Here is a 20,552-nt window from a genome sequence, read left to right on the forward strand (position 1 = left end):
ATCTCCTCAAGCCAATCCTTCAAGATACCTATGGCGCCATTCTCTACCAAGAACAGATCATGCGCATTGCCCAGGACATGGCCGGCTATACCCTGGGCCAGGCTGATCTATTGCGGAGGGCGATGGGAAAAAAGAAAGTTTCCGAGATGGAGAAACACCGGGAGCAATTCGTCCGAGGGGCAGTAGAGCGAGGTGTGGCCAAGGAAGTGGCTACGGAGCTATTTGACCAAATGGTTGCTTTTGCCGAGTATTGCTTCAACAAATCCCACTCTACGGCCTATGGACTGATTACTTTCCAGACAGCCTATCTCAAGGCCAATTATCCAACAGAATACATGGCGGCGCTGCTTTCTTCTGTGGGAGGGGATCAAGACAAGGTCCAGCGCTACATCACCTATTGCCTGTCGATCGGGATCCAAATTGAGCCGCCGGATATCAACCGTTCTGGCCTGGACTTTACCCCTCAGGGATCCAGCATTTTGTTTGGTCTAGGAGCAGTGAAGAATGTGGGCGAGGGGGCGATTCAAAACATTCTGGCTGCCCGCCAGGCCGGAGGCCCCTTCACCTCTTTGGCCGATTTTTGCCAGCGGGTGGATCTGCGCGTGGTCAACCGCCGCGCCATCGAGTCGTTGATCTGTGCGGGCGCTTTTGATGGTATTTCCGGCAACCGCAAACAGCTAATGGCGGATCTGGATCCCATCCTCAATTGGGCAGCGGAGCAGGCTAAGTCCAAAGCCATTGGCCAAGCCAGCCTGTTTGATTTGTTGGGCAACGACCAGGGATTTATTGAAGCTCCGCGGGGGCCTGCAACTGAAGATTTTCCACCGCAAGAAAAGTTAAGGCTAGAACGGGAGCTGTTGGGCTTTTATGTTTCGGATCACCCGCTGCGGCGGATTCAAGAGCAGGCGCGGCTGTTGGCTCCTGTTAACCTCTCCGATTTGAGCGGCTACGCAGCCGATACTTCTGTAGGCATTCTGGCCCTGCTGACCGCCATTAAAACGGTAACCACCAAGAGAGGGGATCGCATGGCCATTTTGCAACTGGAAGATCTCACCGGCAGTTGCGAAGCGGTGATCTTCCCCAAAACTTACGAACGTTTGCGCCATCGTCTGGAGGTGGATCAACGGCTCTTTATCTGGGCCAAGGTGGATCAGCGGGATGAACAGGTGCAATTGATTGTCGAGGACTTACAGCCGATTGAATCGGTGAGTTGGGTTACGGTGGAACTCCCTCTGGACTCGGCTGGGACATTGGAGGATCGATACCGTTTGCAAACATTGCTTGCCCGCCAACGTTCGGAAGCCAAGGAAGAAAATCGCATCCCTGTTGTGGCGGCCATCGTCGCCCCTCCCCACACGCTCTGGGTGAGGCTGGGATCCCAATTTTGGGTTAAAGATGCCGAGGCCACCGTGGCAGCTTTGCGCCAAGCTGGCTATACCGCCCGCAGCGAAGCGCTAGCCTCCCGATAGGCAACCCAACTGTTGTCCCAGCCAGGCGCGCAACTGCGCCGCCGTCAGCCGCGGCGAGGGGCGAGGCAAAAGCCGTTCGGGATCCCCGGCCACCTTCAGCACGGGAACCTCCAGGTGGTAGCGCTCCCACCAGGCGGGGTTGGCGGTGATGTCGCGGATTTCCAGCTCGCCGATTTCGGGGATCTGCCGCAATTTCTCCGCTAGGCCCTCGCAGAGGTGGCATCCGGGCTTGCTGTAGAGAATCAGCGGCGGCCAAGGCATAGGGGATCCCTAGGGAGTAACGGCACAGGCCAGCCGGCGGTGTTGCAGCGAGGGCATCTGCCGCCGGATAAGCTGTAGCCGCTCTGGGGCGATCTCGGCAATGGCCACTCCTGGTTTTTCGCCGCCGGCATCCGCCAGGATCGTCCCCCAGGGATCCACGATCATGGCGTGGCCATGACATTGTCGCCGCTCGTAGTGGGTGCCCACCTGGGCGGGGGCGATCACGTAGCAGGTGTTTTCAATGGCCCGACACTGCAGCAAAACCTGCCAGTGATCCCGACCCGTGTAGGCGGTAAAGGCGGCGGGGATCAACAACACTTCTGCCCCTCGATCCACCAAGGAGCGATATAGCTCAGGAAAGCGCACGTCGTAACAGACCGACAAACCAAGGGTGCCTAGCCGCTCCTCCTGGCAGACAACCACCTCGTTGCCGCTCACCACCGTGTTCGACTCGCGGTAGGTGTTGCCGTCGGGCAGGTTGACGTCGAAGAGGTGGATCTTGCGGTAGCGGGCCAGCTCCTTGCCCTCGGGGCTGTAGAGGGCCGCCGTGTTGTACACCTTGCCCTGTCCATCCGGCACCGGGTATCCCCCGCCCAGCACAAACACCTGGTAGCGCTGGGCCATCTTGGCCAAGAATTCCTCCGCCCGCTGCGCGATCTCTGGAGCAAGACGAACTTTCTCTTCCTCTGGCCCCATGAAGGCAAAGTTTTCCGGCAAGGTCACCAGCTCACAGCCCCGGCGCGCCGCAAAGTCAATCCACTCCTCTGCCTGTTGCAAGTTGCCGGCCAGATCGGGGGTGCTGGTCATCTGCAGGGCGGCTGCCAAGTAGGATCGCATAGGAAAACTCCAAGGAGACTCAAGGGATCCAGCCGGCTAGCCCACCAGGTGCCACCAGCCCAGGGCAGGCCCCACAAATCGCACCACCACCCAGACAATGGCCAGGAGAATAATGCCGGCCCAAGCGCCTCGAGTTGTCCAATTGTAGATCGTGCGGGCTTGGGCTTTGGTGAGAGGAATGTCTTTGAGCTGGGGAAAGAGCAGCTCTTGGTCGGGAGTCGGTCTGTTTCGGGTTTTGCGGCGCTTGGCTTCGCCCATAGGGTGGCCTCCAAGTTGGCTTTTGCTGTGCCGGGGTAGTGACCATCATCTTAATGCTGTTACGCTTCCGGTGCGCCCACAACTTTTCCCAACGGCAGGGTGGCTCGGGATCCCTGTTTTGCCGATCCACATCGGCGAGAGTGCTCCGCCAGTCGCTTAAGCAGAGGGATCCTGGCTAGATCCATGCCTTGCCTCCGCCGACGAACCTATGTTGGTTGGCCACTGCTCCCGCTAGCCGGAAATCCACAGAGGGGATCCCTGGTGCTCTTGGGGCCGGCTGCCGTCTTCTTCGGTAATGGCCACTGCCCGCACCCATTCTGTGGATGCGAACACCGGTGGCAAGCGCAGCTCCTGTTCTTGGTTTCCCGCCGCATCCACCCGGAAAGCTGTGGTGAGGATCGCCCCCGCCCTATCTTTGGTGAAGGGCGCTTCCGGCTCCAGCACCACCCAGAGCGCATAGACGCGGCCTTCCGGCAGCGGCGGCAAACCGCGGGCTACCAGCCTCCCCTGCAAGCGCTGCGGATCCACCTCCACCGTAACCGAGCCAGTCACGTTTTCTGCCGTCGGTTGCAATTCATATGTCACCACCTCGACCGGGATCCCTTGCGTCTGGGCCAGTTGCAGCCTGCGCCACAGGTAGAGATTCCCCAGTCCCAAAGCCACGATTAACCCTGCTGCCAATGCCGCCAGGCCCCGCCAGCGAGGGGATCCCTGAATTGTCGTGGAGAGGGGTTTGGGCGCCGGCTCTGTGTAGGCTTGCAGCAGAGAAGCCCGCAGCGCGGGGGGAGGTTGCTTCTCTTCGACGCCGTAGGCCCTTTCCAGGGTCTGTTGCAGGGCTTGCAGCTCCTGCTGCAGCTCCGGGCGCAGCTTGAGCACCGCTTCCAGGCGGTCGGCCTCTTCCGGGGAGAGATCCCCCAGCACGTAGCCGGCCAGCCACAGTTGCAGTTCTTCGGGAGACACAGACTCGGCTTTCATGGGGCGCCTCCCAGCAACTCGCGCAGCCGCAGCAAGCCTCGGCGGGCTCTGGCTTTAACCGTTCCCAAAGGCAGATTCAATTGCTTGGCAATTTCTGTTTGGCTCATGCCTTCGTAATAGGCCATTTTGAGGATTTGGCGTTGATGTTCAGATAGCTGGGCCAAAGCCGTTTGCACCTCGACCGCCTGCTCTGCCCCGGCCAACTGCTCCAGGGCCGGATCCTCGGCGGCATCGCCCTGTAATTCCACTCTGCCCCGTTCCAGGGATCGCTGTCGATTGCGCCAAGAGCGCAGCCGATCCAAACAGCGGGAGCGGGCCAAAATGCCCAGGTAAGTGCGCAGGGATCCCCGCTTGGGATCGAAGGAAGAACGGGCCAAACTCAAAAAAATGTCCTGCGTCAGATCTTCGGCCTCGGCAGAGTTGCCCAGCATCTTGCAGGCGATTCCGTATACCAAACCGGCGTGGCGGTCGTAGAGGATAGCCAAAGCTTGCGACTGGCCTGCCTTGAGGGCTGAAAATACCTCTGCATCGCTTCTCTCCTGCAGAGATCCCTTGGCTTTGTCATCCTCGATCTTCATGGGGGGAAGGAGAAAACAAAACGGCGACGAGAAAGCACTTAGTAAGAAGCAGGCCTTGCCTAAGGCAAGCCAGAAAGGACAGCGGCTCCCATAATCTATCGCCTGCATAGATGGAGGTCAACCCTACTTGAAGAAGTACAGAAGGCTCAATCCCGAGCTGGAATCGGGCCGAAACAAAACAGCAACAATTGGCCAGAAAAATGACTGGAATTGTAACAACCTGGCCGATCTAGAAGGCAGCCAAGCCAAAGAACGGCCCACCCGGCAGCGTGCCCACAGAGGTGGCGCGACCTGTATTCAGGTCAATTCGATACAGGGTGGAGCCGCCGATGGCAAAGCCGGTATCCACCCCGCCGACCGTGCGGATGTCAAACCCGCCCACCGGGCCGAAGTTCACGCCCAGGGGGCCAATCGGCATTTGCACCCCCTCGTTGGGCGGATTCTGGAACAGCAGCAGGTTGCGCTCGCCGTCGATGTTCAACAGCCGTGTGGATTGGGTGCCGGCCACGTTGTTGGTGTAGGCGGCGGCGGTAACAGCCGGTCGGGATCCCTGCAGTTCCATTGGGCCAAAGGCCAAAGGTCTATCTTGGATCACTTCGCCCGTGTCCACATTGATGCGGAAGTTCTGGCCGTTGGCTCCCACCAGGCGCAGCCGATCCGGAACGGGGTTGAAATCCATGCCGGACAGCGTACCCGCCGTAAAGGGAACCGACAGGGTACTGGCCACCGTAGCGGCGCCGGTCTGCAAGTTAATGGTGTAGAGGATGTTGGCGTCGGTGAGGCCGTAGAGCAGGCGATTGGCAGGACGCACATCAATACCGATCAAACTACCACTCACCCCCGTCACCGTCAGGGATCCCTGTACCGAGGCATCGGTGGAGCGGATGAAGGTGAGGCGGTTGCCGCTGCCCAGGGCCACCAAATCTGCTTGGGAGGGGATCATCGCCATCGGAGAAGCATTGCTGTTGCTGCAGCCCAGCAGAGCTAAGCTACCGGCTGCCACAGATACGGCCACACACTGCAGGTGCTTGCGCATGGAAAATGCTCCTTAAAAAATTGACAAATTGTCTCAGTCGGTGTCAGGATTGTTGACAACAAAACACCCCTCTGCGCCACAAGACAGGTGGCTGCAGATTGCTGCGGCAAGCAGCACTCTCTTTTGCCGCTAGAAAGGCAGGCTAGAGGGATCCCATCCCCCAGCCGAGAATCCGCTTTTGCCCTTCCATTGAGGGGGAAGGCCAATTGTTCTTCCCAAAGGGGAGCGCGTGGGGCGCTTCTGTAGCAATTACTCCCATCCTCCCTGCTTGGATGCTCAGGATGGAGAGGTTTGGACGGAGATTTTAACTAGAGGCGCTGGTGTAAAAGCGCAGGGCAAAGCGCCAGAACAAATGGGATCCCCACAGCAGCCCCGCCGCCAGCAGGGCGGATCCCACAAGCCAGGGCCACTGGATCCGACCCAGCAAGGCTTCTGCCGGCACGGTGGTCAAGAAAGCCACCGGCACGACGAAGGTAAAAAACAACCGATAGGCCACCGGATAGGCCACCAGCGGGAATCGCCCCGCCTCCACCAAGCCCCGCAACACCTCGGTGACGTTGTAGATCTTGACAAACCAGATGCTGGTGGCCCCCAGCATAAACCAGAGGCTGTAGAGGATGACCAACCCCAGCAAAAGGGGCACTAGACCCAGAACATAGGCCCAGGCCGGCAGCCGCAACTGGATCCCGGCGTAGAGAATTAACAACAGGCCACAGCCAATATCCACCAGGCCCCAGGGAGAAAACACCCGAGTTGACAGCCAAAACTGACTGCTGATGGGCTTGAGCAACACAAAATCCAGGGTGCCTTCCTGAACTTGTTGCACGATGCGGTTTAAGTTGACGTTAAAAAGGCTGGCCGACACCCCCTGCAAAATGGTGAACACCCCCAAGACGATGAGCGCCTCCGGCCAGCTCCAGCCCCCCAGGCGGTGCCCCTGCTGGTAGAACAGCGACAGCCCAAACAAAGCTGACCCCAGGCCGCCCAAGCTGCTGAGGCTGGCAAAGACAAAATTGGCCCGGTACTCCATTTCTGCAGCTACAGAAGTGCTCCAAAACAACCACAACACCTGCAAATAGCGCAGCACTTGGGTTTTCTCCAGTCTCAGCCTTTATTCCACTTGCGGTAGCAGCGGGCAGTGATGAGATAGGGATGAAACACTTCCAAAAAGTGACTTTGCAGCACCTGGAAGAATTGCTCAACTTTCTGGGGATCGTCCAGGTGGAAAGGAAACTCGTCGTTAAACCCCTTGAAAAAATACCAGTTGATCAACAACTTACCTTCCGGCTTGAGCCAAGCGTAAAACTGACGCAACTGAGCTGCTGGATCTGGCAGGTGTTCCACCACATCAAAGCAGATAATGGTATCAAAGATCCCTTCTGGCAAGCTTTCTGGACAGTGGATCTGCTCGCTTAGACCCAATTTTTCCGCGCGCAGTTGTACAAACTGCCGATGGATGGGGTTGATATCCCAAAAAATCACCTGCTCCACTTCTGGGCAGAGGGCTGCCCCAATGGCGTGGGTGCCGATGCCGCCGCCAAAATCCAACACCCGCCCACGGGCATGGTCGGCCACCAGGCGCAGGGTATCGCCGATGTAGTCGGTGCTGCTCAGGTGCCAAGCTGCCAAGTCCAGCAAATAGGCGGATCCCACCCGATCCCGGTAAAAGATCTCCGCCTGATCCCAGATGAAGTCGCGCCGGCCCAGCTCTGCCAACTGTTGCTGGCCAAGCCGCAGCTTCTCCCGCAGCTCGGCGGCCTTGAGGCCGAGAAAGGATCCCAGGTGAGCTTCCAGGTCAAAGCCATTTTGCCAGTAGCCGCTCAGGGCAGGGGGAGTGGGAGTCACGGGAACCCAAAACTCGGCAGGGGGTTGGATTGAAAACCATTCACGCCATCAAGCGGCGGTGAAGTCGTCGTTCTCTCTGGGCGTCTCTTTCAAGGTTTCTCTCTGGGATCCGGTTGGGGTTACATTGTCGCCGAGGGCCGGCGGCCTCAACAGGGCTGCCAGCGTCTCCGGGCTGAGGCGGTCGGTGCTCTCCACGATGGCGGTTACATTGGGCCCAAACCCTATCTTGTCCAAAAGCTGTAGCCGATGAGACAAAACCCGCTTGCCGTTGACGAACAAACCATTGGTGCTGCGGCGGGATGCGGAACTGCCGTCAAAGATCATATAGCCGTACCCAGCCCGGTTCTCTTCCGGGATGCGGATGATCAGGGCGTGTTCGCGGGAAACACAAGAGTCGTAGAGGCGGATGTGGTTGCTGGCTGCCCGGCCCACCGAGTAGTAAATCTTGTCTAAGACAACGCCGCGCCGACCCATCCGATCCGTGAAGATCAAGACCAAGTGAGGAGGGCTGGGTTGGGCAGCAGGAGCGCTCATGCTCATCTGTGGATACGCCCGGAGCTGAGGTGGTCAGAAAGGGCAGACTGGGAACAGTCAGGCAATCAAGCCGCAAAATGCGGATCCCCCTCTCTTCTCACCCGCTATAGGCTTGAATCATACACTATCCTAGGTCAACCCATACCGACAGCGCCTCCTACCCCCTCTTTTTCTCAAGGGCAAACAGGCTGAGAAAATGGGTTCGTTGCAAAAACAACAACTGACCCAGAACAACTCGGTCTGACTTCTAATCTGGTTGGGGAACTCTCAAGAAGCGAGAAAGAGCGGGACAATGCCCAGCGCCTGCCGGATGTCGTCATCCAAGCCCTTGGCAAGGGTCAGAATCAAGCGCAGGAGGGATCCGGTTGCAGGTTTGCCCCAGACAGGAGATCATAGAGTCCTATCAAAGCAAAAAGCTCCCATTGACAGCGTGACGGTGGAACCTAAGCAGACTCAGCTAGACCCTCGGCCCGCCGGCCTCACCACAGCTACCGGAACCATCAAAGCCCAGTTGGATTTGCTGTTGCTGGGGCTGGAGTCCCTGAGCGGAGAAATTTCCGAGGCGGTTCTGGCTGCAGCCAAAGCCCTGAACTTGGAAAAGCAGATCGGCGATCGGGTGGCTCTCTGGCGGCTGCGCAACGCCAACCCTCTGCGCCGCAGCAGCGGTGGGCGAAAAGAAGTCGATATCGAAGAGGCGCGCGCCCTGGTGCTGGTGATTGCTCATCTGGCTGCTCAGCAGCAGGCCCGTATCCGCAGCACCTTGGAGCAACTGGAAGCTGCTGTTGAACAGGAGCTCAGCCCTTTCCGTCAGCCACTGGTGGGCGACTATCTAGATGAGTTTATCTCCCACTACCGCAGCCGCATGGTGGATGGGGATGTGCGTGACGAGAACAGCCTCGCCGAGCTGGCTCTGCGCATCTTGATCGAGCTGATGTTTTACAGCAGCCCAAGAGGGGCCCAGCGTCTATGGAAAGCCCTGCTCAACCGCCCTGAGATGGATCTGCCCGCCGGCAGCGACGAAGAAGGGGAGGTAGCCCATAGCTCCGGATCGGATGCTTTGCCCTCTTCCTGAAATAGGCTCCTTGCTTGTGTTGTTTGCCCGCCAGTTGCCATGCCCAGTCTCACCCTTATCAGTCATACCTATCAACAGCCCACCTCGACCCTCACGGTGCGGGGAGAGGCACCTGGCCTGCCCGAAGCTGCCGAGGGTTCCTCAACGCCGCCCCTGCGAGCCATCCAGCAGAACTTCGAGTGTCAGTTGGAAATTCGCCAGGGGGAGACCACCAAAACTCTGCAGGGGGACAGTGTTTGGCTCAGCGATTTGATCGCGGTGATCGACCGCTACGTCGGATCCCAGCTCAGCGGCGCGCCCAAGGGAACCTTCAGCGGTACTGTGGCCATCCGTCCGCTGGATTTTATTTTTCATCGCCTCACGGTGCGCCAAGGGGAGAATCAGATTGCCCAAGTGGATCTGTCGATGACCCAGTTGTACGACCTGTTGGAGAACCTCTCTCAGGTGGCCGATGACATTCCCCAACTGGCCAGCCTGGGAACGCCGGTAACGCGGGCTTGGTATCGACAGCCTGCCGGGATCGCTGCCCTGCTGGTGGGAGGGATCGCCCTGGTGGCCGGGGTCGGGATCTGGGCCAGCCGCACCCCGGAGAAGAGGGCTCCCACTGCTTTCAACTCGGCCCAGGAGCAGCTCACCGCGCCGGAAGCCTCTGGAGATCCTCTGCTGCGGCTGCAAAACACCCTGGCCCAGCAATGGCAGTCTCCTCCCGATTTGCAGGAGAGCTTGATCTATCGAGTAACGGTGGATGCGGCGGGATCCCTGCTGGCTGCCGAGCCGGAGAATGAGCTGGCCCGGGAACGCCGCGCCGAAACTCCTCTTGCCGACCTGCCGGAGTTGCCGCCGGATCCCTTGCCGACGGGTGCCAAACAGTTCCGCATCAGCCTAGGGCCAGAGAGCCGGGTAGAAGTGACCCAGATAGAGCCCCTCTGAAATCCGGGCTGAGGAGAACGTCACTCCAGACAGATGACCGGCCCCTCTGTGCCACACTGCTCGCCGTGCAGCCACTCTTCCTGGGGATCCGATTGAGCCAAAGACATAGCCGCCAGCAGAGCCAAAGCAGCGACTACCCCCGCGAGCCAGATGCTGCGCATGGTTTTCTCCCCATCTGCGATGAGTTCAATCTCTCGCTTTTCCGCCCGTGTCTTGGTGACCGGATGAGAGGTTCGAAGGCGATCCAAATCACAGTCAACGGCTGGCCGCTCGCCCTCTCCCCTTGCCGTCGCGGTAGAGTTTGGCAGTGATCTTAATCTGCAGGGATCCCCACTTTGCCCTCTTTCAGCGCAGATCCCGGCCAAAAGGCAACAAAGACAGGATGACCAGCTTCAGGTGCTGTTTGGCAAAGGGGATCCCAACGACGGTGACGGCCAGGATCACAGCCCAGAAGAGGTGGTTGAGCACCAGGGGCCAGCCGAAGAGCAACAGCCAGATCACGTTGAAGATCAGCAGCAGCGGGCTGTTGGCATCGGGATACTCCACCACTTCTTTGCCGAAGGGGGCAAGCACTGCAAACCCCAGTTTGATGCTCTGCCAGCCAAAAGGAATGCCGATGATGGTCAGGCAAAGGCTTAGCCCCCCCAAGATATAGCCCAGACTGGTCAGCAACCCCCCGAAGATCAGCCAAATGATGTTGCCAATTAAGCTCATGATTCAGAACCTCTAGCGCTGAGCCCGGACTGCAGGGCAGGTTTCCGCTCCCCGCCCCCTGGACAAGCAGACGGGGCGGACCCCTTTTTATTGTTCCCATCGCCAAAGCACGTTCCCTTGAGCCTCGCCGAACTGCAATACTTCGTCAAGGTTTGCAACGCTTTTGGGGAGCTGTGGTAGGATGCCTGCTGTCTGACGAGCCGATCTACTTGCAGCGAGGAGAGCGCCTTGAGCCTGAGAGTTGCTGTTGTTGGGGGTGGCCCAGCCGGAGCCTCTGCCGCCGAAGTTCTAGCCCAAGCCGGAATCGAGACCTTTTTGTTTGAGCGGAAGCTAGACAACGCCAAGCCCTGCGGGGGCGCTATTCCCCTCTGTATGGTCTCAGAGTTCGACCTCCCTGAGGAGATTATCGACCGCAAAGTGCGCAAGATGAAGATGATCTCCCCTTCCAACTACGAGGTGGATATCGCCCTCGAAAAGGAAAATGAGTATATCGGCATGTGCCGCCGCGAGATCCTGGATGCCTTCTTGCGCAACCGCGCTCGCCAAAAAGGGGCGGAGCTGATCCACGGCAAGGTGATGCATCTGGAAATCCCCCAAAATGGCCGGGATCCCTACATCCTGCACTACAGCGATTTTTCCGACGGCTCAAATCGGGGAGTACCCCGTTCGCTGGCGGTGGATCTGGTGATCGGGGCAGATGGCTTTCACTCCAAGGTGGCAGAAGCCATCGGTGCCGGCGACTACAACTATGCTCTGGCCTTTCAGGAGCGGATTCGGCTCCCGGACGACAAAATGGCCTACTACGAGGAGCGGGCAGAGATGTACGTGGGGGACGATGTTTCTCCGGACTTCTATGCCTGGGTGTTCCCCAAGTGCGACCACGTGGCGGTGGGCACCGGCACCATGAAGGCCAACCAAGCCCAGATCCAAAAGTTGCAGGCCGGGATCCGCGCCCGCGCTGCCGAGCGGATTCGGGGCGGCCAGGTGATCAAGGTGGAAGCCCATCCGATCCCAGAGCATCCGCGTCCGCGCCGTGTGGTGGGTCGGGCAGCCCTGGTGGGAGATGCGGCAGGCTATGTAACCAAGTCCAGCGGCGAGGGGATCTATTTTGCCGCCAAGTCGGGCCGCATGTGCGCCGAGACCATCGTCGAGACCTCCGAGGGCGGGAAGCGCATCCCCAGCGAAGAAGATCTCAAGCTGTACCTCAAGCGCTGGGATCGCCAATACGGCCTAACCTACAAGGTTTTGGACATTTTGCAACGGGTGTTCTACCGTTCCAACGCCACCCGCGAGGCCTTCGTGGAGATGTGCGCTGACCGGGATGTGCAGCGGATGACCTTTGACAGCTACCTCTACAAGACGGTGGTGCCCATGAACCCTTGGGTGCAGTTCAAGATCACGGTTAAGACTCTAGGCAGCCTGCTGCGAGGGAACGCCCTGGCACCTTAGGGATCCCTACTGCCACTGGAAGGTGACGGTGACCCGATCCCAATTGGCATCGGTTTTCAGAACCCTAGCAGAGGCGCGTTGTCCCGGCGGCACGTCGCTGGGTTCAAACGCGACCACCCGCGTCTCCACCACCTCCTCTCCCCGGTAGAACGTGAAGCGAGCACGAGCGTTGAGGACGGTGCGGGTGCTGCGGTTGATCGCCTCTACGCTCAGGCGGCTGCCAGCCCCCACCCGTTCTTCCTGAATCGAGCCCACGATCACGAAATCTCCCGGGTTGGGTGCAGATTCGGCGGCAGCAGTCGGCGTTGGGCTGGCCGTCGGTGGGGCCGTCTCGGCCTGGCCGGGATCGGGCTGCTTCAAGAGCGCCAAGACGCGGGCCAGCTCCTGCTGAAAGAAGACAAAGGCTTCCCGCGATTGGTTGGCCACCTGGGCCAAGATCAGCCGATCCGACTCTTCCAGGGGGATCTCCAGGAGGGGGGCCGGCCCTTTGAGGGCGACCCGAATGCTGGCGACTTCTTGGTTGATGAATTTATCCAAGTAGGGAAAGATGTTGAGAATGCAGTCTTGAAAGGATCCCATTGGCATAACGCGATTGTTCGTCAGCACTAAGTCGGCTCGCTCACAGCTAGTTCGATCCTCCATATCGATTTCCAGCGGCACCCGAAAAGATCCCAGGCTGGTGTTGGTGATGGTGACGTTAATGCCGTCCACTTCCTGCCGCCAGCCGTGGATGATCTCCAGGCTAGGGCTGGTCACTTCCTCGGTGAAATACTCTCCGGCCCAGGCGGGGGATCCCCATAAAGCTAGGGCCGAGAGCAATCCAGGGAGATAGTAAGTCCGTCTCCAATTCACCTCAACTTTCCCTCCTTGAACTCGCAGATGTCGGGGTAGAGCCAAACCGCACCCAGATGTTGCCTGCTGCCCCGCGATGGCAATAGCCTAGCCCCAGGGCTAGCACAAACCAAGAGGAGACAGCGTTGGTTTAACGGCTTTCAACCTTCTCCTTACTCGGCTCGGCAGCCGAGCGCCCATCTTCTGAGAAACTCGCGGTTGTCTCTGCAGCAGCTCCCCAGAGACCCTACTTGGACGCTCCTGCCGCTGCCGTTTTCCGACTTGTCAGGTGAGGGATCCCGTGTGCGATAGGATCAAAAGGTGCCAAAATCCTGAAAGCCTCGGATCGAGTGCGCCCGTGTTCCTCACCCTTTCAGCAGTATGGCCAGATCTCCAGCTTTGTGGCTCAGTCGCCTCGCTGTTCTGCGAGGGCTGATCTTTATCTTGGCGGTGGTGGTTGCTCTCGTCTACTTGGGCTTCAGCCGCGAAGTTCGTCTTGGCCTTGACCTCAAAGGGGGGACGCAGCTCACCCTGCAGGCTTTGCCCACGGAAGAGGTGCCTGAGATTACCTCTGAGGTGATGCAGGGGGTAGAGGCGGTGATCCAGCAGCGGATCAACGGCCTGGGGGTGGCTGAGCCTCTGGTGCAGATCAGCGGCCAAGATCGCCTGTTCGTGCAGCTGCCGGGGGTGGCAGATCCCGATCGGGCCATTGCTCTTTTGGGCGATACGGCCCGGTTGGAGTTTCGCAAGGGCCTGGTGCCGGTCAGTGCCCTGCCCCGCAACGAGCGGGGAGAGATAACGGCGGGGGAGGATCCCGACGCCCTGTTTGAACGGGTCGGCCTCACCGGCGATCTGCTGCGCAACGCCTATCCCCAAGCCCCCCGCCGCGGATCCCAGACTTGGGAAGTGTTGCTGGAGTTTAAGCCGGCAGGGGCAGAGAAGTTTACTCAGCTCACCCGCGAGTTGGCCGGAACAGGGCGCCCGATTGGCATTTTTCTGGACGACGTGCTGATCAGCGCGCCAATTGTGGGGCCGGAGTTTGCCCGCACCGGCATTACCGGCGGGACGGCGGTGATCACGGGCAATTTCACAGTGGAAACCGCCACCGATCTGGCGGTGAAGCTCAAGGCGGGGGCGCTTCCCGTTCCCATTCGCGTCATTGAAAACCGCACCGTCGGGGCCACGTTGGGGGAAGAGAGCGTGCGCCGCAGCCTCTATGCTGGCATTGCCGGCCTGGTGCTGGTTTTCGTCTTCATGGTGGCCTACTACCGCCTGCCGGGGCTTGTTGCCGATATCGCCCTCCTCATCTACGCCCTCTGTACGTTTGCTCTGTTCCAACTGCTGGGGGTGACCATGACCCTGCCCGGGATCGCCGGCTTCATCCTCAGCATCGGCATGGCGGTGGATGCCAATGTGCTGATTTTCGAGCGCATCAAAGAGGAGCTGCGGGCCGGCAAGTCCATCTACAAGTCCATCTCGGAAGGGTTTAACCGCGCCTTCAGCAGCATCCTCGACAGCAATGTCACCACCCTTTTGGTCTGTGGCGTACTTTTCTGGCTGGGGATGGGGCTGGTGAAAGGTTTCGCGGTAACCCTGGCCATTGGCATTTTGGTGAGCTTTTTCACGGCCATCACCTGCACCCGCACGCTGCTTTTGGCGGCAATGGGGATCCCCGCCCTGCGCAAACCTGAGTTTTACGGCGTTCGCATGGAGGCGGCTCAATCATGACAGCTCAAGAGCTATCCCCCACCGATCCGGCGGTGGGATCCCGGCGGTCGCTTGACTACCGCTTCGACATCGTGGGTCGCAGCAGGCTGTGGTTTAGCTTGTCTCTGGCAGTGTTGCTGGTGGGGCTGGTCAGCATGGCTTTTTCCCTGGCCTCTCTGGGAACCCCCCTGCGGCTGGGGCTGGATTTTGCCGGCGGCACCTTGTTGGATCTGCGTTTTGAGCAGCCTGTCACCACCGACGAGCTGCGGCGGGCTCTGCAGGAACATGACCTGGGAACCAGCATCATCCAACTGGACACCCAGACGGGCCAAGAAGCCCTGATCCGCATGCCCCCTTTGACGGAGCAGGAGCGCCTGGCGGTAGAAGCCACGCTGCGGCAACAGATAGGCCCTTTTGAGCGCAAGCTGGTGGAGACGGTAGGCCCGACGGTGGGGCGTCTGCTCTTGCGCTCCGGCCTTGTGGCGGTGCTCATCTCCTTTGGGCTCATTGTGGTGTATCTGGCCCTGCGCTTCCAGTGGGATTACGCAGTGTTTGCCATTGTGGCCTTGCTGCACGATGTGGTGCTGACAACAGGTCTGTTTGCCCTTTTGGGCCTGACGGTGGGCATGGAGGTGGACAGCCTGTTTTTGGTGGCGCTGCTAACCATCATTGGCTTTTCCGTCAACGACACAGTGGTTATCTACGACCGCATCCGGGAAAATCTGCGTCTGGTCAGCCGCAAGGTCAGCTTTGCCGAGGTGGTGAACCTGTCGTTGAACCAGACTTTTGCCCGCTCTTTGAACACCACCCTGACGACGATGCTGCCCCTGGTGGCCATTGCCATTTTTGGGGGAGCCACCCTGAAGGGGTTTGCCATTGCTTTGCTCATCGGCTTCAGCTTGGGGGTTTATTCCAGCATCTTCATCGCCAGCCCCCTGCTGGTGTGGTGGCGGCAGCGGCGCTATGGCGCCAACAGGGATCCCAATCCCCTGCCTTCCGGCGCAGAGGGGTAGGATCTTCCCTAGCCCAGGGGTAAAGCGGCGGCAACGGCCTACCAGTGCAGTCGCTGGCCGTAGGCAACCAGGTAGCGCTGCAAATCGGCCATTTTGCCCTGGGGCACGATCTGGGCTGGGGTCAAGCCGGGATCCTGGCTGCGGAGCCAAGCCACGGTCAGCCCCGCTGCCGAGCCAATGGTCCACTCGCCGTAATGGGTGCGGGTGGCGGCGTTGACAATGTGGCTGGCGGCGATCCCCTTGCCGCCGATGAGCAGGTTATCCACCTTCTGGGGGATCAGGGCCTCTAGGGGGATGACGATGGGGCGGACGGAAAACTCGTTGACCGGCGCCGAGCTGGCCGACAGGGAAGGCTCCCAGTTGCGGTAGCGACAGCCGTGCATGTCGATGGCGTAGTGGGTGATCCCAACTGCTGTGGGGCTAAAGTCCCGTCCCCCGCTGGCGCCGACGCGAATATCCTGCTCCAGCATCAGGAATTCCGCCTGGCCGTAGGCGGCCCGCCCCAGGATACGCCGCCCCTCCCGGATGTAGGGGTAGAGGCTGAGGCCGGAGCGGGTGCCCAGCAAAGACTCTTCGCCAAACAGCAAGGAGAGGGGATAGCCGGCGCGGGACTGGGTTTCCATCAGCCATTCGGCAAACAGCAGGGCGTGGTTCTCCCCATCTTTGATGGCCGAGACATCCAGCCCCCCCAGCCAGTTGTGGCGCTGCCCTGAGGCCAGCAGCCGCTCTTCCGTTAGGATTAGGGGTGGGTTCATGATCCCCCAGTCGTTGCCGCGGTTCCAGTTCACCAGGGTGAGATCGCCGGGAAGCGGGGTGCCGTAAAAGGGATCCGTGCGGCCTTTGCTGATGATGCGGCGGTAGTTGAAAAAGCTCTGGCCGCTGAAGGTGGGAAACCCCTCCAGGTCGAACTGGCGGCGGTGCTCGGCGCGGGAGTAGCCCGGCTGCAACTGGGCCAGCTCGGCGCGGGAGCGCCCGCCGTCGTCGTGGATGGCCAGCACGAAGGGAAAAGTGAAAGCCTGGGTGCACTCCGGGTTGCTGGCCGGGGCGGCGTTGGGCTCCCCGGTTAGATCTCGCCCTTCTGAGCCCAGCCGGTAGGGGATCCCGGCCCAGCCCACCAGCTCGCCGGTGTCGGTGGCGTCGATCACGAACAAGGGGCGGCCCGGCGGCGCCTGCAGCCGCAGCACCCGCTTGGCAAAGACTTCCGTCTCCTGCCAGCTATACCAGCTCACCAATTCCCGCCACAGCCGCCCCGGCGGCACAAAATCGGGATCCCGCGGCTGCCGCTGCACCGCGTAGATGCTCTCGAGGCGGGAGCCGTCGGCGCTGAAGGTGGCCCCCTTAAAAGCGGTCTGGGTGGCCCAGCGACTGTGGGGGGCGCTGCGGGCGGCCTGTTGCAGCCAGGTTTCCACCGCCTGCAAACCAGCCTGGGGCGGAAAACACAGCCCCCCTACCCAGCAACTGTTGATTTCGGAGACACGGGTTCCCGGCGGGATCCCTGTCCAGGCGGGCAGATGCACCGGCTGGCTTTCGATGAGGGCCTTAAACTCCAGCCAGTGGCGGGAAAAATTGCCCCGCTGCCGCATGGGGAGCGACTCGTCGATGGCTGATACCCCCTGGGAGGTGATCTGGCCCCCCAGCCAAGGGGTGAGCTCGATGAGACAGGTTTGCACGCCCCCCCGCATGGCCTGGCCTGCCGCCGCCACGCCCCCCAGGGATCCGCCCACCACCACCAGCTCGCACTCCCAGATCTCGTCCGGCTGGGGCAGGGGATCCAGCAGCGGCCAGCCGTGGGCCGTAAAACGGGGCACCTCCGGCTCTGGAGCGGCGACGGGCGATCCCCCTTCCGGCTGGGAGAGGGCGGCAAACCCCATCCCCGCCACAAAGCCCAGCAGCGACAGGATCCCCAGCCCCAGAGCTTGTTTGCGCCTGAGTTGCTGCCGCGCCGCTGGGATCCCCTTACCGGCCGTCTTCACCTTAGTTTTGCCTCACACCCCAAGCTTTCTTCCGCAATGCTAGCGGGAGAACCCCTCTTGAGAATAGCTGATGAATAAGGCCCCCTTGAATGGCTGCGGGTGGCTCCGGATCCCCCAGATGGAAGTGCCGGACAAGGGGATCCAAGCAGGTGAAATCGGGCATAGGCAACCGTTGAGCCCTGGATGGCAAGGGCTGGGTCGTTGCCTGGCGTTGGATTGGGCTTTTGCTGGTATCCTACGCGATAGCCGGTCTCCGACTGCTGCTCCATGCTGACCTTGCAAACTGTGGCCGACCTGCTGCAAGCCCCTTTGCAGGGAGATCCCCACCTCTTGGGGTTGCCGGTTCAGGCCCTCTGCACCGACAGCCGCCGGTTGCAGCCAGGATCCGTTTTTGTGGCGCTGCGGGGAGAACGCTTCGACGGGCACGATTTTATTCCGCAAGCCCTGAGCAAGGGGGCCGTTGCTGTCATCAGCCAGCGGCCGGTGGAGGGTCCCCACTTCCAGGTTCCCGATACCTTGACTGCCTATCAGCGCATTGCCAGAGCCTGGCGGGAGCAATTTTCCATCCCGGTAGTGGCCATCACCGGCTCAGCAGGCAAAACCACCACCAAGGAAATGCTGGCGGCTGCTCTTTCGCGCTACGGCAGCGTTCTCAAAAGCGAGGCCAACCACAACAACGACATTGGGGTGGCGCAAACGCTGCTGCGGCTACAACCAGAACACCAGTTTGCCGTTCTGGAGATGGCCATGCGCGGCCCTGGTGAGATTCGCCGCCTTGCACAGATGGCTCGCCCCACCCATGCCTTGATTACCCACATCGGCACCGCCCACATCGGCAGGCTGGGATCCCGCGAGGCCATTGCTGCTGCCAAGTGTGAGCTGCTGCAGGAGTTGGGGCAGGGGATAGCTGTGCTCAATGGTGAGGATCCCTTGCTGTTGGCCACTGCCGCCAGCCTGTGGTCGGGAAAAACCCTCACCTATGGCCTCGCCCAAGGGGACTTGCGAGGAGAATGGGATCCCCAAGCCCAAACCGTAACCGTGGAGGGCTTGACCTTGCCGGTGCCCCTGCCAGGAAGGCATCACGCCCTTAACTGGATGGGGGTGCTGGCGGCTGTGCGCAGCTTGGGTCTGAATTGGGAGCGCCTGCAAGAGCCCCTTGACCTACCGCTGCCTCTGGAGGGGCGCAATCGCCATCTCAAGCTGGCTGGGGACGTGGAGATTTGGGATGAGACCTACAACGCCTCGCCGGAAGCGATGATCGCGGCTTTGCACCTGCTGGCTCAGACTGCGGGAAAACGGCGCTGGGCCATCCTCGGCCCAATGCGGGAACTGGGAGAGCATGCCCCACAGCTCTACGCAGAGGTGGGTCGGGCGGCTGCCTCCTTGAGACTGGAGCGGGTCTGGCTTTTGGATCCCGACGGGGAGATGCAGCCACTGGTTGACGAAAAGCCAGCCGCCGAGGTTGAACGCTTTGAGGAAGCTTCTGCCTTAGTGGAGGGTTTGCAGCAGCAGGTGCGGGCAGGGGATCGACTGCTGTTTAAGGCGGCGCGAGCCGTCGAGCTGGAGCGGGTGCTGCACCGCTTTTTGCAGGCTTGGCAGGGATAAGCTAAGCTAAAGGACAGTCGATAAGTGGCGCCCTATCGAGGCCATCGACCCGAAGCTTGCCCACACCTTCTTCACAGCTGCACTTCTTCTGGACAGCATGTACCACAACCCTTCTCTGCGGGAAGAACCTCGCGATCAGCCTCCAGTAGTGCTGCCCCTGCCCGGTAGCATTTCTATCCTCGACTGGTTGCGCCAGGAAGGCCGGCTGATCGAGCAGCCTCTTGAAGTCCCTGAAGCTGTTTTGGAAGAAGACATCGACGACATCGACGATTTGATCGGGGACGACTACGACGAAGACTTCGAGGCGGAAGAAGAGTAGGCATGCCTGCTGAGATCGCCAACTCGTTTACCCCTCTGCCCAGCACCGCAGAGGTGCCCACTTTGGCGATGCCAATGGAACGCTAACTTGAACAAACAATGTAAACAAACGTAACGATCCCTCAGCCTCAAGGGATCCTCATCGGGCGTGTTTTGGATGGTTCACCGCCATCCCGCGATGATTGTTGCAAATCTAACCTCAGCGGAGAGTAGCCTTGTAAGCCTTGTCAAAAAGGTATTTTGGGGTAGTAGAAATATCTTTTTCGGGGACTTTTTGCGATTTTGAGGAACCCGAGCTCTATCCCGTCCGTCACATAGAAATGTGAACCTACTCTTCACGGAGGGTTACATTGCATGATTCGCAATCTCTTCGCTCTCTCCTTGGCTGTTGCCTCGGCCACCACGTTGGTTGCAGCCCCTGCGGTCATTGCCGGCAGCCACGGCGCGACTTCTGAAAGCGTGAAAACCGCTGCCCCTGCCAGCAAAACCATAGTAGATGTTGCTGCCGAGGCCGGCTCTTTCACCACCTTGATCCAAGCCTTGGAAGCTGCCGACTTGGTGAAGGTGCTCTCCGGGGAAGGCCCCTTCACCGTTTTCGCTCCCACCGATGAAGCTTTTGCGGCGCTGCCGCAAGGCACTCTAGAGGAGCTGCTGCAGCCGGAAAACCGCGAGAAATTGACCCGGATTCTCACCTACCATGTGGTGCCCGGCAAAGTCCTCTCCAGCGATCTAAAGGAAGGTGAAGTGACGACGGTCGAAGGATCTTCTGTGAAGATCTCCTTGAGCGACGGAGTCAAGGTCAACGATGCCAAAGTGACGCAAGCAGACATTGAGGCCTCTAACGGCGTCATCCACGTCATCGACAAGGTGATCCTGCCCCCGCAAAGCTAACTTGTCGGTGCTAAGGCTCTAGATCCCAGGGGGGTCTAGTCCGGCCCCTGCCCTCAGGGGTGGGGGCTTTGCGTTGCAACCCAGCCCGGCGACCCTGGCCTTGAGCTCTACAGGTCGATGCCGACGCTGGAAGTGTAGATCGCCTCCACCGACACGCCGGACACCCGCTGCGGACGCACGATCATGTACTCGTTGTCCATTTGCTTGGGCAATGTGATGAACTCGTCCCCACCCACCATCAGTTGGTTGATCAGCT

General features: G+C 60.1%; 22 protein-coding genes. 9 read left to right on the forward strand and 13 right to left on the reverse strand.

What is annotated here, in order from left to right:
* Positions 1–1,469: DNA polymerase III subunit alpha (gene dnaE, locus NW809_RS02985; RefSeq protein WP_414401496.1), on the forward strand; the 1,469-nt coding region annotated here is incomplete at its 5' end.
* On the opposite strand, the gene NW809_RS02990 is transcribed toward dnaE, so the two are convergent.
* The 9 genes from NW809_RS02990 to NW809_RS03030 form a co-directional block, all read right to left on the reverse strand.
* A complete protein-coding gene (locus NW809_RS02990; protein WP_011428981.1) occupies positions 1,455–1,730 on the reverse strand; it encodes a glutaredoxin family protein in 276 nt (91 codons plus the stop codon). The genes dnaE and NW809_RS02990 overlap by 15 nt on opposite strands.
* Before the next feature lie 9 nt (positions 1,731–1,739).
* Positions 1,740–2,567: a carbon-nitrogen hydrolase family protein gene (locus tag NW809_RS02995; RefSeq protein ID WP_414401497.1), complete on the reverse strand. Its 828-nt coding sequence runs from the start codon at positions 2,565–2,567 to the stop codon at positions 1,740–1,742.
* 36 nt (positions 2,568–2,603) lie between these two features.
* Positions 2,604–2,825 (reverse strand): DUF2839 domain-containing protein, encoded by a 222-nt coding sequence (locus tag NW809_RS03000; RefSeq protein ID WP_011428983.1) that lies wholly within the window; start codon positions 2,823–2,825, stop codon positions 2,604–2,606.
* A gap of 231 nt (positions 2,826–3,056) precedes the next feature.
* Entirely contained in the window at positions 3,057–3,800 is a 744-nt protein-coding gene (locus NW809_RS03005; protein ID WP_011428984.1) for an anti-sigma factor, read from the reverse strand.
* Complete coding sequence (locus NW809_RS03010; protein WP_414401498.1) at positions 3,797–4,378, reverse strand: sigma-70 family RNA polymerase sigma factor; 582 nt, start codon at positions 4,376–4,378, stop codon at positions 3,797–3,799. Before NW809_RS03010 ends, NW809_RS03005 begins: the two co-directional genes overlap by 4 nt.
* Positions 4,379–4,607: 229 nt before the next feature.
* Entirely contained in the window at positions 4,608–5,414 is an 807-nt protein-coding gene (locus NW809_RS03015) for a DUF4394 domain-containing protein (RefSeq protein ID WP_414401499.1), read from the reverse strand.
* 304 nt (positions 5,415–5,718) lie between these two features.
* On the reverse strand, positions 5,719–6,501 hold the full coding sequence (locus tag NW809_RS03020; RefSeq protein ID WP_011428988.1) for an ABC transporter permease: 783 nt from the start codon (positions 6,499–6,501) through the stop codon (positions 5,719–5,721).
* Positions 6,502–6,518: 17 nt separating this feature from the next.
* The gene (locus NW809_RS03025; protein WP_414401500.1) at positions 6,519–7,259 is read right to left on the reverse strand and encodes a class I SAM-dependent methyltransferase; all 741 of its coding nucleotides are present in this window, start codon (positions 7,257–7,259) and stop codon (positions 6,519–6,521) included.
* 48 nt (positions 7,260–7,307) lie between these two features.
* Positions 7,308–7,799 (reverse strand): FHA domain-containing protein, encoded by a 492-nt coding sequence (locus NW809_RS03030; RefSeq protein WP_099812622.1) that lies wholly within the window; start codon positions 7,797–7,799, stop codon positions 7,308–7,310.
* A gap of 424 nt (positions 7,800–8,223) precedes the next feature.
* On the opposite strand from NW809_RS03030, the gene NW809_RS03035 reads away from it, so the two are divergent.
* On the forward strand, positions 8,224–8,865 hold the full coding sequence (locus tag NW809_RS03035; protein ID WP_011428992.1) for a DUF3038 domain-containing protein: 642 nt from the start codon (positions 8,224–8,226) through the stop codon (positions 8,863–8,865).
* Between the two features lie 39 nt (positions 8,866–8,904).
* A complete protein-coding gene (locus NW809_RS03040; protein ID WP_011428993.1) occupies positions 8,905–9,795 on the forward strand; it encodes a DUF4335 domain-containing protein in 891 nt (296 codons plus the stop codon).
* A gap of 20 nt (positions 9,796–9,815) precedes the next feature.
* Here NW809_RS03040 and NW809_RS03045 read toward each other — a convergent pair whose 3' ends face one another.
* Complete coding sequence (locus tag NW809_RS03045; RefSeq protein WP_168173324.1) at positions 9,816–9,956, reverse strand: hypothetical protein; 141 nt, start codon at positions 9,954–9,956, stop codon at positions 9,816–9,818.
* A gap of 184 nt (positions 9,957–10,140) precedes the next feature.
* Entirely contained in the window at positions 10,141–10,509 is a 369-nt protein-coding gene (locus NW809_RS03050) for a YccF domain-containing protein (RefSeq protein WP_414401501.1), read from the reverse strand.
* A gap of 228 nt (positions 10,510–10,737) precedes the next feature.
* Between NW809_RS03050 and chlP the strand changes: the two genes are divergently transcribed.
* Positions 10,738–11,958, forward strand: a complete 1,221-nt coding sequence (gene chlP, locus NW809_RS03055; RefSeq protein ID WP_099884389.1) for a geranylgeranyl reductase — start codon at positions 10,738–10,740, stop codon at positions 11,956–11,958.
* Positions 11,959–11,964: 6 nt separating this feature from the next.
* Here the strand turns inward: chlP and NW809_RS03060 are convergent, their stop codons facing one another.
* Positions 11,965–12,810 (reverse strand): hypothetical protein, encoded by an 846-nt coding sequence (locus NW809_RS03060; RefSeq protein ID WP_011428995.1) that lies wholly within the window; start codon positions 12,808–12,810, stop codon positions 11,965–11,967.
* 360 nt (positions 12,811–13,170) lie between these two features.
* On the opposite strand from NW809_RS03060, the gene secD reads away from it, so the two are divergent.
* The gene (gene secD / locus NW809_RS03065) at positions 13,171–14,517 is read left to right on the forward strand and encodes a protein translocase subunit SecD (RefSeq protein WP_099812619.1); all 1,347 of its coding nucleotides are present in this window, start codon (positions 13,171–13,173) and stop codon (positions 14,515–14,517) included.
* Complete coding sequence (gene secF, locus NW809_RS03070; protein ID WP_011428997.1) at positions 14,514–15,509, forward strand: protein translocase subunit SecF; 996 nt, start codon at positions 14,514–14,516, stop codon at positions 15,507–15,509. Before secD ends, secF begins: the two co-directional genes overlap by 4 nt.
* Positions 15,510–15,547: 38 nt before the next feature.
* Here secF and NW809_RS03075 read toward each other — a convergent pair whose 3' ends face one another.
* Positions 15,548–17,482, reverse strand: coding sequence for an FAD-dependent oxidoreductase (locus NW809_RS03075; RefSeq protein ID WP_414401502.1), 1,935 nt, complete (start codon positions 17,480–17,482; stop codon positions 15,548–15,550).
* A 267-nt stretch (positions 17,483–17,749) separates the two neighbouring features.
* Here NW809_RS03075 and NW809_RS03080 point away from each other — a divergent pair, with 267 nt between their 5' ends.
* The 3 genes from NW809_RS03080 (at position 17,750) to NW809_RS03090 (ending at position 20,296) form a co-directional block, all read left to right on the forward strand.
* Positions 17,750–19,087, forward strand: a complete 1,338-nt coding sequence (locus NW809_RS03080; RefSeq protein WP_011428999.1) for a UDP-N-acetylmuramoyl-tripeptide--D-alanyl-D-alanine ligase — start codon at positions 17,750–17,752, stop codon at positions 19,085–19,087.
* Positions 19,088–19,184: 97 nt separating this feature from the next.
* Positions 19,185–19,406: a DUF3134 family protein gene (locus NW809_RS03085; RefSeq protein ID WP_011429000.1), complete on the forward strand. Its 222-nt coding sequence runs from the start codon at positions 19,185–19,187 to the stop codon at positions 19,404–19,406.
* Between the two features lie 353 nt (positions 19,407–19,759).
* Positions 19,760–20,296, forward strand: coding sequence for a fasciclin domain-containing protein (locus tag NW809_RS03090; protein ID WP_011429001.1), 537 nt, complete (start codon positions 19,760–19,762; stop codon positions 20,294–20,296).
* Positions 20,297–20,552 lie beyond the last annotated feature (256 nt).

This window comes from Synechococcus sp. WC101 (genome assembly GCF_047461555.1).
In the GTDB taxonomy this organism is placed as follows: Bacteria; Cyanobacteriota; Cyanobacteriia; order Thermostichales; family Thermostichaceae; genus Thermostichus.